Genomic DNA, 15,324 nt, shown 5'->3' on the forward strand with positions numbered 1-15,324 from the left:
AGCTAAAGGGTTAATAAGGTGCATCAGTATTGCCAGTTCAGGTTAAAGCCCACAGTCACTGAGTCGGCTTTGAAGCCATCAGGTTTTGACAGTGGCTTGCCAGCAAACAGGTCATAACGGGTATTCAGCACAGTGCCGCGCACACCGACGACACTGCCCGCCAGATGGTGGCCCAGCAGATAAGGGTCGCTGCGACCACTGACCTCGCCGTAATCCACGCCGACATACAGTTCATGGCCTGGTAGCGGGGTATACCAGCCGAGATCATTGCGTACCGTCCAGCCGCGATCGGCATTCAGCGTGCGCTCACCATCAAAACCGCGCACTGACCAGCGGCCGCCGATGGAGAATTGATCCTGTGGCGTCAGGGGGGTGTTGGTGCTTTGCCGCTGATATTGCAGGTTGTAATGGACGTTTTGCGCCGCAACCACAAAAGGAATATCCAGTTGCGCATTCAAACGCAGAATTTTGCTCAGGGCAGTGGCTTCGCCGACATACTCTTCTTGTGCCGGTACTGCACCCAACCAGCGGGTGCCACGCTGGTAACTGATACCGGCATCCAGTGTGGCCTGCGAGATAAAGTGGCGATGTTCCAGCCCGACACGCCAGGCCGAGGTGCGGCGGCGCTGCACTTCAATTTCGGTATCATTGATATAGTTTTTCGACGAGCGGGTCAGCACATCGTAGGTCAGGGTGGTTTTTTGGCTGGCATTGCGGTGCAGCAGGCGGCTGAGTTGCAGCGTGACGTTCTCCGTTTCCCCCCGGTAATGGATATCGCCATTCAGACCCGCCACCGTTTGGTGGTAGTCATAGCTGCTGGCGGTCATGCCAGCGGTCCAGTAACCGAATGGTAGCGAGTAATGGCCGGTCAGGTTATTGGTGCCTTTATCGCCGCGATCCTTTATTGACCCCCCGGCAGAGACATAAAACAGGTCACTCAGCGAAAGCGGGTTATCCAGAAACAGGGTTGCGCCACCTTGATAACGGCCGGTGCTGCGGGTGCCGGAGTCATCCAGTGAGGCCGCCAGCCGCCACATTTTGCGCTGCTGCCAGTTCAGGGCGACATCGGTCTCGCCGGGGGCCTCACCGGGGACCAATTCCATGCTGGCTTGCACGGTGGGGACGCGCTGTAGGTTCTCCAGTCCTTGCTCGATATCACGTAAATCCAACAGGTTACCGGGGCGGGCAGGGAAGGCACTGAACAACGTGACATGGCGGTCACTGCCGGGCGTCAGCTCAACATGGCGTATTTTGCCGGGCACGACGTGTAACGCCAGTGTGCCGCTGTTCAAATCCTGCTGCGGAGCCAGTACCCGGGTAGTCACATAGCCGTGGTCGATCAGGCGGTTTTGCATCTGGCTCATCAGCAGGTTAATGCCCTGGCCGCCCAAACACTGGCCTTGCGCCTGATTGGCGATGCGTTGCAGTGGCAACCAGCGGGGTAAAGGCTCGGTGCCGCTGAGGGTAACGCGGTCAATAACAAAGCAGGTTTTCTCAACCGGAAAGACAATCCGGCCCCAAGAGGCCGCCGGTGCCGATAAGCGCACATCCGGTGTTGAGGGGGCCAAACGCTCTTCCAGTGCCCGTTGCCGGGTTTGTTGATGAATACTTTGCTCAACGGGGGGGAATTCCGCGCCATAACTGGCGAGTGGAATAAGGGTTATGGGCAATATTGTGCTCACCATGGATAAGCCATAGCAGAAACGGGACATCAGGAATGCCTTTGCCCCAGAATATGGGGAGAGTGATAGACTATAATTTGAGGCTATTCTGCCTGTCGTGGTGTTATTTTCAACCTGTTTTTGATGAGGCTAAATATCCCAGGGAAATAATTAATCAATCTTGTAGGAAATATCTGACAATAAAGTCATTGTGTGGGAAATATCGCACATAGAAGACAAGTTAAGTGAGAAATATCTTATTTATGAGCCAGGGTGAAGTATCAATAACCGATGAGGTCCAGCAGAAGCGAAGCTGCAAAAACGACATCTATCTTAACTGGGGCGGCTATTAACAACACATCTAGCTAAGGATATACCCGATCCTTAACTGTTTGCGGGCAAAGTTCAACATCCATGTTGAATCATTCAACGTTGAAGCGTTACCCTTGGTTTCTTTCTTGGTATGAATGATAGAAGTACAAACCAATCAGTCCAATGGGTGCAATGAAAATGGCAAAAGCCCAACATAGTGCCATCATTATAAATTTTGTCATGAGAAATAATATGGCGTTAGTCCAGAATCTATTATCCCCAATGATATAGTTTATTAGGGTTTCATATACAAATCGTGAGTATGGGTATAGCAACGTACTAATAGCGAAAATAAATAGGGGCGGGAATTTCATCGGGGTCGTTGAGGTGCTTATGACCCATACAAAGGCCCCGAAGAACAACATACCAAAGAGGAAATTTCTAATGTAGTACTGCTTAGATAATCCGCCAATACTCTGTTTAATAAAATTGTTCATATACACAGTCCATTGAGTTAAATCCATTTACAAAAAATGAATATAAATTATAGCGGGCACCAATCCCAGGGATTTTCTAACCCGCTTCGGTGTTAAAGCATACGTTGCCGCTACTGCTTACCCCCACAATACGGTTGGAGTACGCTACCGCATAATAGAAGCCAGGGTCACAAGTGCCGCAGCCCCCTAAATGTGCAATTTCGTAAATTCCGCTTGCCCCTCCCTCTTCTATACTTATCCTCCCCTTTGGGATTTACCTGTAGAGTGCCAAACTCGGACTCTTCACCTGTTTATCGCTGCGACCCCTGTTATAATAGGCTATGCCTCAGCGGGTTACCGTTCGTCTGAAGGCAGGGGCGCGGGGTGTTTCGGGGGCGTCACGTCCCGCAGAGTCCCCGTGTTATTGGCTTTACCCCTCTCCCACCGGAAACTCCCAAAAAATACCCGTTTTTAAAAATGTCCGATCACCGATTTAATTTCGCTACTTTCAACAGTCACTTTGGCTTTGTTCACTATCCGTATAACTGTTCTTTCAGATACACCCGTGAGCCTTGCTGTATCCCTGATACTTTGGCCATTTTTGATGCGCAGCTCTATTATTTTCTCATGCAGAAGGCGATCTGCCTGTCGTCCCTTAAATTTCCCCGCCGCTTTGGCTTTGGTTATCCCCTCTTCCTGGCGCCGGCGTCGGTCACTGTAATCTTTCCGCGCAATAGCCGCTAACATATCCAGCATCATGCCATTGATGGCTGTCAGCATGGCCAGAGTAAACTCATCAGGTGCATTCAGAGTCAGTGCCTGATGACTTGTGGGTAGATCCAGACTGACAACAACAAGCCTTTTTTCTTGGATAAGGTATTTTAGTTTTTGCCACCCTGCTTCATCCAGTCTCGATAATCGGTCAACTTGTTCGATAAGAATAATGTCACCCGGGGCGGCATCATCGAGTAACCGTAAAAGTTCTGGCCGCTGGAGTGACGCCCCTGACACATTTTCGGTGTACCAGCTGGCCATCCGAAAACCTTTCTCTTCAATAAAGGCTTTCATCCGGTTTTTGGCTCGGAGTGCGTCTTGTTCTTTCGTCGAGGCGCGGAGATAGCCGTGAATGTACATTTTTTGCCCATAAGTGACTTTTAGGTGATGATCATAATGTACATGACAGATAGGTGATGATCCAATGGGGAAATGACCATAATTTTAACTATGACATTAGGGTATACTTAAGTGCCATATACAATAATAAAATATCTTGCAATTTTGTCCGTTATAACGGACAATTTCATTAGTTAAGGGAAATGAGGGATGTTCGATGCCATATACGGCAAAGCGATACCAGGAAGAAAACGGCAAAGTGCCTTATACGGACTGGATAAAGAAGCTTAGAAAAAAAGACCCTCGCGCTGCGGTAAAAATTGATAACCGAATAGACCGCGCAGAATCTGGAAACTTCGGGGATCACAAATTTGAGCGAGATGGAGTTTGGGAATTAAGAATTGATTATGGGCCTGGTTATCGAGTGTATTATGCTGTTGATAATAAAGAGATTATACTCCTACTCATCGGCGGTGATAAGACTACACAGGATAAAGATTTAGATAAGGCCGTGACCTTTTGGCGAGATTATCAAGCGAGGTAAAATATGATCACAACCAATAATAAGAAATCTTCCGCGAAGGTAGTTGACCATAACGACGCGATGATCGCCGAGTTAAAAGAAAACCCATCTTACGCCGAGATTTATCTACAGACGGCATTTGAGGAAATTTACGAACCTGGCGGTATTCCTGCCTTTTTGACAGCGCTACGCCGCGTTATTGAAGCCCGAGGCGGATTGGGTGAGTTTTCCAAACAATCTGGTATATCACGGCAGCATCTTTATACATCTTTATCTGAGAATGGAAATCCGACTTTATCCCGTCTTGTTGAGATAACCCGAGCTGTCGGTGTTCGGTTATTCCACACTTCACAAACTAAGTAAATTAGCCCGCTAATGCGGGCTTACATTACATGCAGATTGACGCCTAAATGAAGCGTTGAGGAAGATGCAGTAGAGACTAGATGAAGTGATTCTCTGGTATCAAAAATGATAAATCAACGTATATGAGAGTATTTTTTACGGAGAGTCATCCGCTATCACTAGGGTATACTCTAAAAATATTAGTCTGATTGTCTGATGCTAAGATCCGACTTTATGGATAGTTAAAATAATTTAAAGTACCGTCCAAATAAGGGAGGTACTTTATTGTTTAGACATCTGAAAAAGTCTTCTTACACATGCAAAAAAAGCTGATATTTATTAAGAGTTACTCTAGTGGCACTTAATAAGGTTATGTCGCATTAAGAGCTTGTCAGGTAACATGCTGTTTTTTTTATGATGTTACCTGTCCATGCCTCTAATCCGAAAAGCCTTCAAACGCCTGCATTATCCCGTCGATATCATCGCCCAGTGTGTTCGCTGGTATCTGGCTTATGCCCTGAGCCTGCGTAATCTGGAGGAAATGATGGCAGAGCGCGGTATTGTCGTTGACCATTCCACGCTCCATCGCTGGGTCATCCGTCTGGTACCGTTGTTGGATAAGGCATTTCGCCGGCATAAGCGTGCCGTTGGACATCGGTGGCGCATGGACGAAACCTACATCAAAGTCAAAGGTCAGTGGAAATATCTGTACCGCGCGGTGGATAATGCCGGTCAAACCATCGACTTTTTGCTGACCGCCAAACGGGACGCAGCTGCCGCATTACGCTTCTTTCGCAAGGCCATTCGTCATCACGGCGAACCCAAGGTAGTGACCATCGATAAAAGTGGTGCCAACACAGCCGTGCTATCCACACTCAACGCAGACAAAACAGAAAATGAGACCATCACAGTCATACAGAGTAAATACCTGAACAACCTGATTGAACAGGACCACCGCAATATCAAACGACGAACAAGGCCAATGCTGGGATTCAGCTCATTTCGGCGCGCGCAAACGATATTGGCCGGCATTGAGTTAGTGCACATGATACGCAAAGGACAATTTGATCATCCCGGTGGTGCAGCGTTGTTACCGGCGGAACAATTTTATCTGTTGGCTGCCTAAAAAATAGACATCTACCATTCTTTCGTCTTCTCTTCGTTAATGCGACAGAACCAAAAAAACAGCATACTACCTGACCACGCCTTAATGCGACAGAACCCGATAGAGCACAGACAACAGTGCCGAAACACTGTTGTCTGTGAGGAGGTATTACTCTTAGAAGTTATATTTAACGCCTAACATGACCGCCGTATCACTGTAGCCTTTGTTGCCCACTTGCTGACCAACATTGCCCCACAGATTCACTTGCTTATTGAGCTGCCCTTCAACACCCACTTTCAGTTCCGCAATATTGGCTGCGCCGTCTTGTTTCACGGTCACGCTATCCATTGTAGTACCAAAATCGTTGGTATTATGGACCCAGTTCGCTTCAACAAACGGCTGGAATACCCGGTCTTTGCCTTTGTCCTGGTCACTGTAGCCCTTCATAAACGCTTTCACGCCCAAACGGGTCTGGATATTGCCATCACCTTCACCTGACACATTCGTGCCGTTGGCTTCTTTATGGTCATCGGCTTTCACACCCATCCACGTCACTTGTGCTTTTGGCTGGATAAAGTACGTGGCGTTTTTAGCAGCATTCTCGCCCACTTTAAAGGTATAGCCACTCTCAACAGAAGCCGTTACCCCTTTGGACTTGTATTCTTCAGACGCTAAATCCTGACCATCCACGGTGTTGTTAAACCAGCTGTACTGTGCCCAGCTGTCCACGTATAAGCCAGACTTGTCGGCATCATTGGCATACCAGGTACCGTAAATGCCGGTGCTGTAACCGTCAGTTGACCCTTTGGCGTTGTAACCCGACAAACTGGACACTGTGGTACTCTTGCTGTTGCCGTAACCGGCCATCAGGCCCAGATGGAAACGGTCCCTGTCGTTATTGCTCCATTGCGCAATATCGCCCCCTAATTGAACCACGTAGCGGTTAGCCTGTGTGCTCAACTGACCCGAGGTATCACGGGAACGATTGTGCCCGCCTTCATTACGCAGCCACAGACTGGTGACTTTCTGCTCGCCGGTCAGGGCATCAATGTACTGCGTTTCACCCAGGCGGTCATGCAGTGTAGTGACAAACATATTATTGACTGCCGCCAGGTTGGCGGTATAGCTGCCAGCTTCCGGACGTTGAAGCAGTGTTGGTGGTGTTGGTTCTGGTGTTGGTGTTGGTGTTATTACACTGGTCAGATACCAGTTGCTGGCATTTGTATCTGCACCGCGCACCAATAAGTAATCATAGGCACCCGCCACAATACGGCCATTTTTGACAAACTCCCCATCAGAAACACCGCTGACCTGTATTAACTCAATACCGTTGAGCGTTGCGGCACCACTGCCACCGAGGTTGTTCACTCCCACATACGTGGTTCCGGCAGTACTGCCGTTCACCACCAACTTATCGGTGACCGATGCATCATCAGCCAGCACGGTATTCAACAGCAGGCTGCCGCCATTCCCCACATAATCGCCGTTAATGATGGTGACATCGCCCGCGCGGCCGTTGTCCATGTTCAGGATACCGGTGCTGGCGTTGGTGAAGGTACCAACATTGTTGAATGTGGTGGTCTGCACCGGGTCAGTTACAGACCCGTTCGCGGCGATAAGGGTGCCGTTATTGACCAGGCTATTGCTGGCTGTCAGCGCGCCGAACTCATTGGTCCCACCTGCGGTGACCCAAGAGCCGCCGGCGTTGTTAATGACACGGTTGCCTTCATCGCTCAGTTGAACAGTCCCCTGCAACAGGCCACTGTTGGTGAGGGTTCCCTGTGCTCCGCTGGTCTGGATAGCGATATCTGAAGCGCTGCCTGATAAATTACGGACAGTCCCGGCGTTGGTGATATCGATTGGCGTGGTCGAATTGACGTCAATACCGGTAAGAGCGCCTTGCACCGTACTGCCGGTGTTCACCTCGACAGACACCGGTCCAAGGCCGGTGTTTATCGCCTGAATGCCTTGCATGCCTCTCCCTGTTACCGTGCCGGTCGTAGTAATCGATGTTACCCCCGCGCCGCGATTTTCAGCAAGAATACCAACGTTTCCGGAGACATCAGCGGCCTGAATGGTCAGGTCTGTACCGAGGTTTATGGCATAAATACCAGACTCGTCCGTACCAGTTGCAGTGCCAGTGCTGGTGATGGATAGCGCACCAGTGCCACTGTTGATGGCTAAAATGCCTGCATCACCTCCAAAGACATCAGTGGCGTGGATGGTCAGGTCTGTGCCGAGGTTGGTAGTAGAAATACCATATCCATCCGTACCCGTTGCCGTGCCGGTGCTGGTGATTGACAGCGCACCTGAACCGTCGTTTCGTGCGAGAATACCGGACTGGTATCCAGACACCGTACCGGTGGTGGTAATCGATGTTACCCCCGTACCTCTATTGATGGCATAAATGCCTGCACCGTCACCAAAGACATCGGCAGCCTCAATGGTCAGGTCCGTGCCATCGTTGGTGGCCATAATGCCAAACTGGTTTGTTCCGGTGACTGTACCAGTGGTAGTGATTGACAGCACTCCTGCACCGTCGTTTCGTGCTAAAATCCCGTCCTCCTGTCCGGTGATAGTTGAACCATTGTCGTCGGTAAAGCTCAGACCGTCGGTCCCATTCAGATTAAACGCCTCGTCTGAACTGGTAACGATGCCGAAGTTAGGCTCAGTGGTTACTGACAACGGTGAACCTGACAAGTACTGAGTGGAATCGGTTACGCTATCCTGAACTCCCGAACAGGTATAAACACCGAGCGAGCCAGTACACGAGCCTGCGTGAGCCATTCCGGCCATACTACAGAGGATGACTGTACTCAGGGTGCTCAGAAGAAATTTACGCCTACGAGTATCGCTGGGATGAGGGCAACGGGTTAATTTTAACATTTAATTTATCTGTTCCTGTGGAAGGTATTGTTGCCTTTTATAAGGGCTACGGCATGGTTGTGGCATGTGCTACCAATAAAGGCATCAATATCTGTAATTCAAAGAAATAATACATACAAAAACCATCAAAAAGGGCCGCAATAAAATTATAGTAAAAAAGTCCTAAATAGCTAATACCGGACAAGTCGATGTTAGGGGACATCTTATTAGAAACAATACCTTTGGCGGTCGTCCTTAACTGAGTAATTCTATTGATTGGCTACGGGATAAGTATGGCTCACGATGTTTCTATAAACGCTCAACAATGATATTGTTATATAAGACAGCATTATATGGCGATAATTATTAACTTGATATAGGAATACAGCCTCTATTCAGTGAGAAATTTCCCATTTAACAGGGGCGATTTTGTCGCATTAAGGCGTTGTCCGGTAACATGCTGTTTTTTATGAGAACGTAGCCCGCCTTTTCCAACAACGTAAAGGACAATATCAACATCCGCAAAATGAGGGATTGTCACCTGTGGAACAATTTTATCTGTTGGCTGCCTAAATAACCGGCAGCGCCACTTTTGCTAACTTCTCTACGCTAATGCAACAGAGCCTAATTAATCAGCTCCAGCGTCAGAAGAGACTCTTTTGTCGTGCTCACCCCGACTCTGGCCTCTTCGTTTGTCATAATAGGTTCTATCTCCACACGGACACTGAAGACTTTTCCCTTGACAAGCTGTCTGTTAAGAGTGGCTCCCACCGCCTGCCCAGGTTGCAACCGCTGTGACTCCGACGCAGACCCAGTCACACCGCCATCCGGGGTGACCGGCATTATCTGCACGCTTTCTCCATCCCGCTGCATATCAAACAGACGCACCACCACGCTGCCTCGCTCGCCATAACGCAACTCTCCATTACCCGAACGGTCGCCGCGCAGCGCCAACCGCAGGGGCTGCGTGTAAGGACACACCACACTCAACGTCAGTGTTCGCTTGCCAGGGGTTAGCGTATTGCCACCTGGAGAGGCGGCCTGCAGTTGCCCGCGAGACTGGTTACCGTAGTCAATCACTCCGCCGCCGAGAGACAGACTGCAACGGGTATCCACCAGCAGAGAAGGGGGCTGAGCCTCCGTTAACGCAGGCTCAGCCCCGGCAAGCGAGCTGAGCCCCCAGCCCAGCATCAGGGCAATAAAATAGGTTCTTTTCATGGCAGCTCCAGAGTTACGCCGGTTATCGGCATTGCGCATTAGCGGTCTCAAACAGTTCGCCCCGCACGGCTTTTTCAGGCAGGCTAAGCACGATACTGCACAGCGTCTGGCCCGAGGTTTGTACATCCAGCTTCATGTTGTTGGCCGCATCAGGAATAAACAGCTGCCCTTTGTTACCCACAACGGTCACGAAGTTACCCTCACTGTTGAACACACTGGCCCCGAGGGGTAAAGGATTACCCTGCACATCTCTCACTTCAGCCAAGACCCGACGGCTACGCACAACATCAAAATTGACGTAACTCACCGAACCCCGCGCCGCCTCGGTTTCCTGCCAAGCGTTGCCAATATCGATATTTTTCTCCAGACTGCGGGTATCCAACTGAATGGCAGAACGTTTGTAACCACTGAGCGACGGCAGCACCGCGTAGCCGCGCCTGTCGGTCCAGGCAGGACCGACAGGCGTTTCCAGGCGTACCCCCCCCTCTTCACCTACCTTGGCGATACCAAAGGTGTCACCCACACGGTAAGGCGACAACGTCACGCCATGGTCATGTGCCACCACGGCACCTGTGGCGCGTGCTGACCAGGTGGTGTTATTGTCAGAATTCCGGCTGAGGCTGCCGTTGAGCTGGCTGATGGGGGTCACCCAGTCTGCGCTGCCCGTACTAGACGTTCGTTGGTTACGAAAATCACGGTCGCTGGACAGGCTCCACCCACGGTCCTGGCTGGAGCGGTTGCTGTAGCGCACCCCTGCGCGGTTGCTGCTGCCGCTGCTGTTGAAGTAGCTGCTGACGCTGCGGCTATTGTCAAATGGAATATTGACGGTCAGGAAGGCGCGGCTCTCTGCATCGGTGGTACGGCTCCCACTGCTGCGCTCCAAGCTAGCACCCAAGTAGACTTGGCCGAACTGTTTGCTCCAGCCCCCGCGCAGGTAGTCGGTGTGGTAACCGTCAAAGGTGGTGCTACGAGCCCAAGCAACAGACAAACTGCCCAGGTTTTTCTCTGACCAGTTGACCCCTCCGCCAATCTGGTTACGGCTGCTCCCTGTGGTGTTCTGGTCATCTGCCTGCAAAGCATCGCTCAACTCCCGGTAACCAGCGGTTTTCTGCGATGCATTGACGTTGACCCCGATGCGTTCAGTCAGACTGTGGTTCAACGAGGCCGATAGCGAGACACCCTGACTCCCGTGCTTGTTGTCCTGGGCCACGGTGGTTTGCAATGACAGCAGGGTGGCATCAAACAATTGACTGTCCAGCCCGATAGCGCCCGCACGATAAGGCGTAGAACCCAACAATCCGGCATTTAATGTCGCTTGTGGGACCAACGTCCACCCATTGGCAATCGTGCCAACCAGAGGGGCTTCACTACTGCCTTTCTGGTCAATTTTTCCCACACCGAAAGACACCCCAGGCGCCACTGTGGTTCCGTTCAATAACAAGGCGGACGCCGGTACGGTGAACTGGCGCGTCGCCCCCTCACCGCCGGTGACAGTCACGACCAGGTCTGAGCGAGTATTAAGCAGCGAAAACCCCTGAAGACGAAAAGGGCCGGCTGGCACGGTGGTGCTGTAAACCAGTACCCCGGACTGCCGTACCTCGACCACGGACTGGTTGTCGGCAATCCCTTCCACCAAACCGGCCCCGCCGCGGTTACCCTGCAGTGCCATTTCCGGGAACATCTGAAACCCCAGCACCTGGCCGGTCCCGAACATGGAGTTGGACAGGCTGATTTGGCCAGCCTGCAGTACCTTTTTGATGCCGATAAACGAACGCTGGGCATAAGCATTCTGATGGCGTAACTGGTCTTCACCGTTAAAACGTGAAAACGTCTGGCGACTGCGGACAATCCAGTCGCTGACGTTGAATCCGGCCTCGGTACCGAGTTGCATAAAGCTGACGCCGGCCGCACTGCCGGCAGAATCCAGATATTGTGCGTCGTAGTTGAGCATACCGGCGAAACCACCGTGGCTCCAGTTGCCACTCTCTGTCCCAGGGCCCGCTACAGCCTGCGGCGGTACCACGACATCCACGCGCCCCTCTCCTGGGTCAAAGTTCAATTCGGTTTGCGGCCAGGCGGTTTTCAGATCAAAACAGGGGATATCCTCGTTAAAACCGGGCAGTGACACCAGGCCAGCGTTGTCCTGAAAACGCTTATTGGCACACAGCTTACCCTCACTGTCAAAACGCAGGGTGGCCTTGCCACGCGCGCTGCCGTTGACGGTCAGTTCCACCGTCGACTCGCCGGGCATAAAACGCGGTGCCTGACGAAACCATTCGGCCAGTTTGGGGTCGATACCCCGGGTCTTCATCATCTGCGCATCGAACTCGGTCCCCTCCTGACGGTCAGTGGGGTCAGCGGCCAGCAAGGGGGCTGAGATGGCGAGACTGCCCAGCAAGGTCAACTGTAGTCTGGTGAAGTGATACTTATATCTCATTGGTGTCGCTTATCAGTGAGTAAGAGCTGCGTCATAGGTATTGACGGTATAGCCCCAGGTCGTGGCCGGAGAAATCCGCACCTGTTGCGCGGCACCGGCCTTTTTATTGTCGTTTGGGGTGACAGTCATCGTCTGGCCCGGCAATATGTAGCTGTTCGGCAGGGTCCATGACGTGTTGTCCGGCAGGGTTTGTACGCCCTGCCCCAGGCGAACCACGTACGGTGACGGGTTGCTGACGGTGATACTGTTGCCACTCAACTTCCAGGTCAGGTGTTTCCACGGGGCAAGGTCTTTCTCCAGGCCCGCCGGACGAATAATCACCGGCAGGTTCTGGCGCACGGTCATGTGCACCTCGCTTGTGCCTTTTTTCTGCGGCGGTACGCCTTCAAAGATGACGCGTTTCAGGCGTTCCGTTTTCAGCGGCGTCTTGCTGGTCATGATAAAGCGCACCCGCTGGGTTTTGCCCGGTTCAACGCGCGCCGCTGGCGGCGTGACAGTCAGCAGGGTTTCATCGTCGTCCTTGATGTTTTCGAGGGTTGTGAGCAGCAGCACCGGGGAGGCATCCGTATTCTTGACGTTGATAGCACCTTCGCCATCATCCTGTTCGACAATCACGACAGATGTTTCCGGCACCATGCCGGTGGCCTGGCTATAGGTGGAGGACAGCAGCAGGGCCGCTGCACCGGTTTTCAGCAGGGAAGAGAGTGTCATGGTTTTTTCCTTTCGATTGCGCAGGGGATGTTGAAATAAATGGTCATGTATTCAATGGGTTGATACCACATCAAACGTAAGGCTCTGTCGCATTAGCGCAGTTCAGTCAGCAAAAGTGGCGTTGCCGGCTGTTTAGGCAGCCAGCAGATAGAATTGTTCCGCAGGTGACAATCCCTCACTTTGCGAATGTTGATATTGCCCTTTTAGTATCATGTGGCTCAGTTCGGTGCCGGTCATGAGCGTCTGTGCCCGTCGAAACGATTTGAATCCCAGCATCAGCCGTATGCGTCGTTTGATATTCCGATGGTCCTGCTCTATCAGGTTGTTCAGGTATTTACTCTGCCTGACGGTAATCGCTTCCTCATCAGGCTCGCCGTGATGACGAATGGCCTTGCGAAAGAAGCGCAATGCCGCTGCAGCGTCCCGTTTGGCCGTCAGCAGGAAGTCGATGGTCTGGCCTGCAGTATCGACTGCGCGGTACAGGTATTTCCACTGACCTTTGACTTTGATGTAGGTTTCGTCCATGCGCCACCGACGACCTACTGAGCGTTTATGCCGGTGAAACGCCTTATCCAGCAAGGGCACCCGACGGATGACACAACGGTGCAGCGTGGAGTGGTCAACGATAATACCGAGCTCTGCCATCATCTCCTCGAGATTACGCAGGCTGAGGGCGTAAGCCAGATACCAGCGAACACACTGAGCGATAACATCAGTGGGGTAATGCAGGCTTTTAAAGGCTTTTCTGATTAGAGCCATGGGTAGGCAACATCGTAAAAAAACAGCATGTTACCTGACGCCGCCTTAATGCGACAGAACCCCTTTATTTTTCAATAGTGCCAGGCACAATGCCTGGCACGGCGTGACGATTACAGATAAACAATTTCGATGGTGGTCAAACCATCCAGCGCGATGGGTTTGGTCAGGTCGAGCTCAGAGGCTTTGTTGATATAAGCCTGCACACCCAGTTTACCGGTCAGTGTGGTAAAAGCGATTGGGGTGGTTGTCCCAGGGGCGGCCCAACTAGCGCCCCGTGTGGCCGTGCTGAAAATGCTGCCAGTGGAAGTAACCACCCATGCAGAGGTAGGTGAAGGTCTGTAGATAGACACTACAGGGGCAGAGTCAGCGGTGTAAGTACCTGGCACAAAGCGCATGCCGTAGCCGCCAATTTTATTGTTGTCATGCAATCCGAGACCTGCAACATAATTACTGTTTGTACCAAAAATAGTCACAGAAGTGACAGGCTGCCCGCCGTTGGCTGTATCAGCGGCGGCATCAGGCAGTGTTCCCACACGGTAATTAATTACTTGAACAGCTACTTTGGCCGGTGCATCACAGTTGATAGTGAAATCCAGTTGTTTCTCAGCCAGCGTGGTGTAGGCATCTTTAGCCAACGTATTAGGATGGATGGCGCCATAATCGATGGTACCGCCACCAGTCAGTACCGGGGTACAGGCGGTCGGGGTGATGGTACCGATCACACGAACATCAACGCTTTCTGCAAAAGCCGGCAGAGAGGTGGTGGCCAGTACGGCCAGGGCACAAACGGTTTTCTGGATATTGTTTAACATATTTATTGATTACCTTTTCAAGGTGAGTAAAAGCGGCTCTGTCGCATTAGCGTAGAGAAGTTAGCAAAAGTGGCGCTGCCGGTTATTTAGGCAGCCAGCAGGGTTCTGTCGCATTAAGGCGGCGTCAGGTAACATGCTGTTTTTTTACGATGTTGCCTACCCATGGCTCTAATCAGAAAAGCCTTTAAAAGCCTGCATTACCCCACTGATGTTATCGCTCAGTGTGTTCGCTGGTATCTGGCTTACGCCCTCAGCCTGCGTAATCTCGAGGAGATGATGGCAGAGCTCGGTATTATCGTTGACCACTCCACGCTGCACCGTTGTGTCATCCGTCGGGTGCCCTTGCTGGATAAGGCGTTTCACCGGCATAAACGCTCAGTAGGTCGTCGGTGGCGCATGGACGAAACCTACATCAAAGTCAAAGGTCAGTGGAAATACCTGTACCGCGCAGTCGATACTGCAGGCCAGACCATCGACTTCCTGCTGACGGCCAAACGGGACGCTGCAGCGGCATTGCGCTTCTTTCGCAAGGCCATTCGTCATCACGGCGAGCCTGATGAGGAAGCGATTACCGTCAGGCAGAGTAAATACCTGAACAACCTGATAGAGCAGGACCATCGGAATATCAAACGACGCATACGGCTGATGCTGGGATTCAAATCGTTTCGACGGGCACAGACGCTCATGACCGGCACCGAACTGAGCCACATGATACTAAAAGGGCAATATCAACATTCGCAAAGTGAGGGATTGTCACCTGCGGAACAATTCTATCTGCTGGCTGCCTAAACAGCCGGCAACGCCACTTTTGCTGACTGAACTGCGCTAATGCGACAGAGCCAGTTAAATAACTCGGTACTGTTGTGTATTAATTCGATTGAGGTTGCCCACAAGAATTAATTATATATTTATCGCTGCTGGAAAATAAGACCAGTTGATGAGTACTTTTATCAATCTAATAAATGTAGAAACTCAAGGTGTGTACTTTGT

Annotated in this window: 12 protein-coding genes and 1 pseudogene; 5 read left to right on the forward strand and 8 right to left on the reverse strand. The window is 51.4% G+C overall.

Going from position 1 to position 15,324, the window contains the following annotated elements:
* Window positions 1-23 precede the first annotated feature (23 nt).
* Together V1955_RS22665 and V1955_RS22670 are read right to left on the reverse strand one after the other, a co-directional pair.
* Window positions 24-1,712 (reverse strand): ShlB/FhaC/HecB family hemolysin secretion/activation protein, encoded by a 1,689-nt coding sequence (locus V1955_RS22665; protein ID WP_442821505.1) that lies wholly within the window; start codon window positions 1,710-1,712, stop codon window positions 24-26.
* Window positions 1,713-2,920: 1,208 nt separating this feature from the next.
* Window positions 2,921-3,583 (reverse strand): recombinase family protein, encoded by a 663-nt coding sequence (locus tag V1955_RS22670; protein ID WP_442821506.1) that lies wholly within the window; start codon window positions 3,581-3,583, stop codon window positions 2,921-2,923.
* A 196-nt stretch (window positions 3,584-3,779) separates the two neighbouring features.
* Between V1955_RS22670 and V1955_RS22675 the strand changes: the two genes are divergently transcribed.
* The 3 genes from V1955_RS22675 to V1955_RS22685 all read left to right on the forward strand — a co-directional run bounded on the left by V1955_RS22675 (window position 3,780) and on the right by V1955_RS22685 (window position 5,553).
* Window positions 3,780-4,106 carry a type II toxin-antitoxin system RelE/ParE family toxin gene (locus V1955_RS22675; protein WP_057631447.1) on the forward strand — a complete coding sequence of 109 codons (327 nt, stop codon included), beginning with the start codon at window positions 3,780-3,782 and terminating at the stop codon, window positions 4,104-4,106.
* Between the two features lie 3 nt (window positions 4,107-4,109).
* Window positions 4,110-4,448: a helix-turn-helix domain-containing transcriptional regulator gene (locus V1955_RS22680; protein ID WP_050288233.1), complete on the forward strand. Its 339-nt coding sequence runs from the start codon at window positions 4,110-4,112 to the stop codon at window positions 4,446-4,448.
* A 409-nt stretch (window positions 4,449-4,857) separates the two neighbouring features.
* Window positions 4,858-5,553, forward strand: a complete 696-nt coding sequence (locus V1955_RS22685) for an IS6 family transposase (protein ID WP_442821478.1) — start codon at window positions 4,858-4,860, stop codon at window positions 5,551-5,553.
* A gap of 153 nt (window positions 5,554-5,706) precedes the next feature.
* On the opposite strand, the gene V1955_RS22690 is transcribed toward V1955_RS22685, so the two are convergent.
* Window positions 5,707-8,418: an autotransporter outer membrane beta-barrel domain-containing protein gene (locus tag V1955_RS22690; RefSeq protein ID WP_442821507.1), complete on the reverse strand. Its 2,712-nt coding sequence runs from the start codon at window positions 8,416-8,418 to the stop codon at window positions 5,707-5,709.
* Window positions 8,419-8,895: 477 nt separating this feature from the next.
* On the opposite strand from V1955_RS22690, the pseudogene V1955_RS22695 reads away from it, so the two are divergent.
* Window positions 8,896-8,970: pseudogene (locus V1955_RS22695) on the forward strand (IS6 family transposase); the annotation flags it as partial.
* A 51-nt stretch (window positions 8,971-9,021) separates the two neighbouring features.
* Here V1955_RS22695 and V1955_RS22700 read toward each other — a convergent pair.
* The 5 genes from V1955_RS22700 to V1955_RS22720 all read right to left on the reverse strand — a co-directional run bounded on the left by V1955_RS22700 (window position 9,022) and on the right by V1955_RS22720 (window position 14,334).
* Window positions 9,022-9,615 carry a hypothetical protein gene (locus V1955_RS22700; RefSeq protein ID WP_442821508.1) on the reverse strand — a complete coding sequence of 198 codons (594 nt, stop codon included), beginning with the start codon at window positions 9,613-9,615 and terminating at the stop codon, window positions 9,022-9,024.
* A 22-nt stretch (window positions 9,616-9,637) separates the two neighbouring features.
* A complete protein-coding gene (locus tag V1955_RS22705) occupies window positions 9,638-12,052 on the reverse strand; it encodes a fimbria/pilus outer membrane usher protein (RefSeq protein WP_442821509.1) in 2,415 nt (804 codons plus the stop codon).
* Window positions 12,053-12,064: 12 nt separating this feature from the next.
* Window positions 12,065-12,763, reverse strand: a complete 699-nt coding sequence (locus V1955_RS22710; protein WP_442821510.1) for a fimbria/pilus chaperone family protein — start codon at window positions 12,761-12,763, stop codon at window positions 12,065-12,067.
* A 132-nt stretch (window positions 12,764-12,895) separates the two neighbouring features.
* Window positions 12,896-13,522, reverse strand: coding sequence for an IS6 family transposase (locus V1955_RS22715; protein WP_442821511.1), 627 nt, complete (start codon window positions 13,520-13,522; stop codon window positions 12,896-12,898).
* 110 nt (window positions 13,523-13,632) lie between these two features.
* The gene (locus V1955_RS22720; RefSeq protein ID WP_442821512.1) at window positions 13,633-14,334 is read right to left on the reverse strand and encodes a DUF1120 domain-containing protein; all 702 of its coding nucleotides are present in this window, start codon (window positions 14,332-14,334) and stop codon (window positions 13,633-13,635) included.
* Window positions 14,335-14,496: 162 nt separating this feature from the next.
* On the opposite strand from V1955_RS22720, the gene V1955_RS22725 reads away from it, so the two are divergent.
* Entirely contained in the window at window positions 14,497-15,123 is a 627-nt protein-coding gene (locus V1955_RS22725; protein WP_442821511.1) for an IS6 family transposase, read from the forward strand.
* Window positions 15,124-15,324 lie beyond the last annotated feature (201 nt).

The sequence above is a fragment of the Yersinia sp. 2545 StPb PI genome (genome assembly GCF_052217125.1).
GTDB classification, from domain to species: Bacteria; Pseudomonadota; Gammaproteobacteria; order Enterobacterales; family Enterobacteriaceae; genus Yersinia; species Yersinia enterocolitica_E.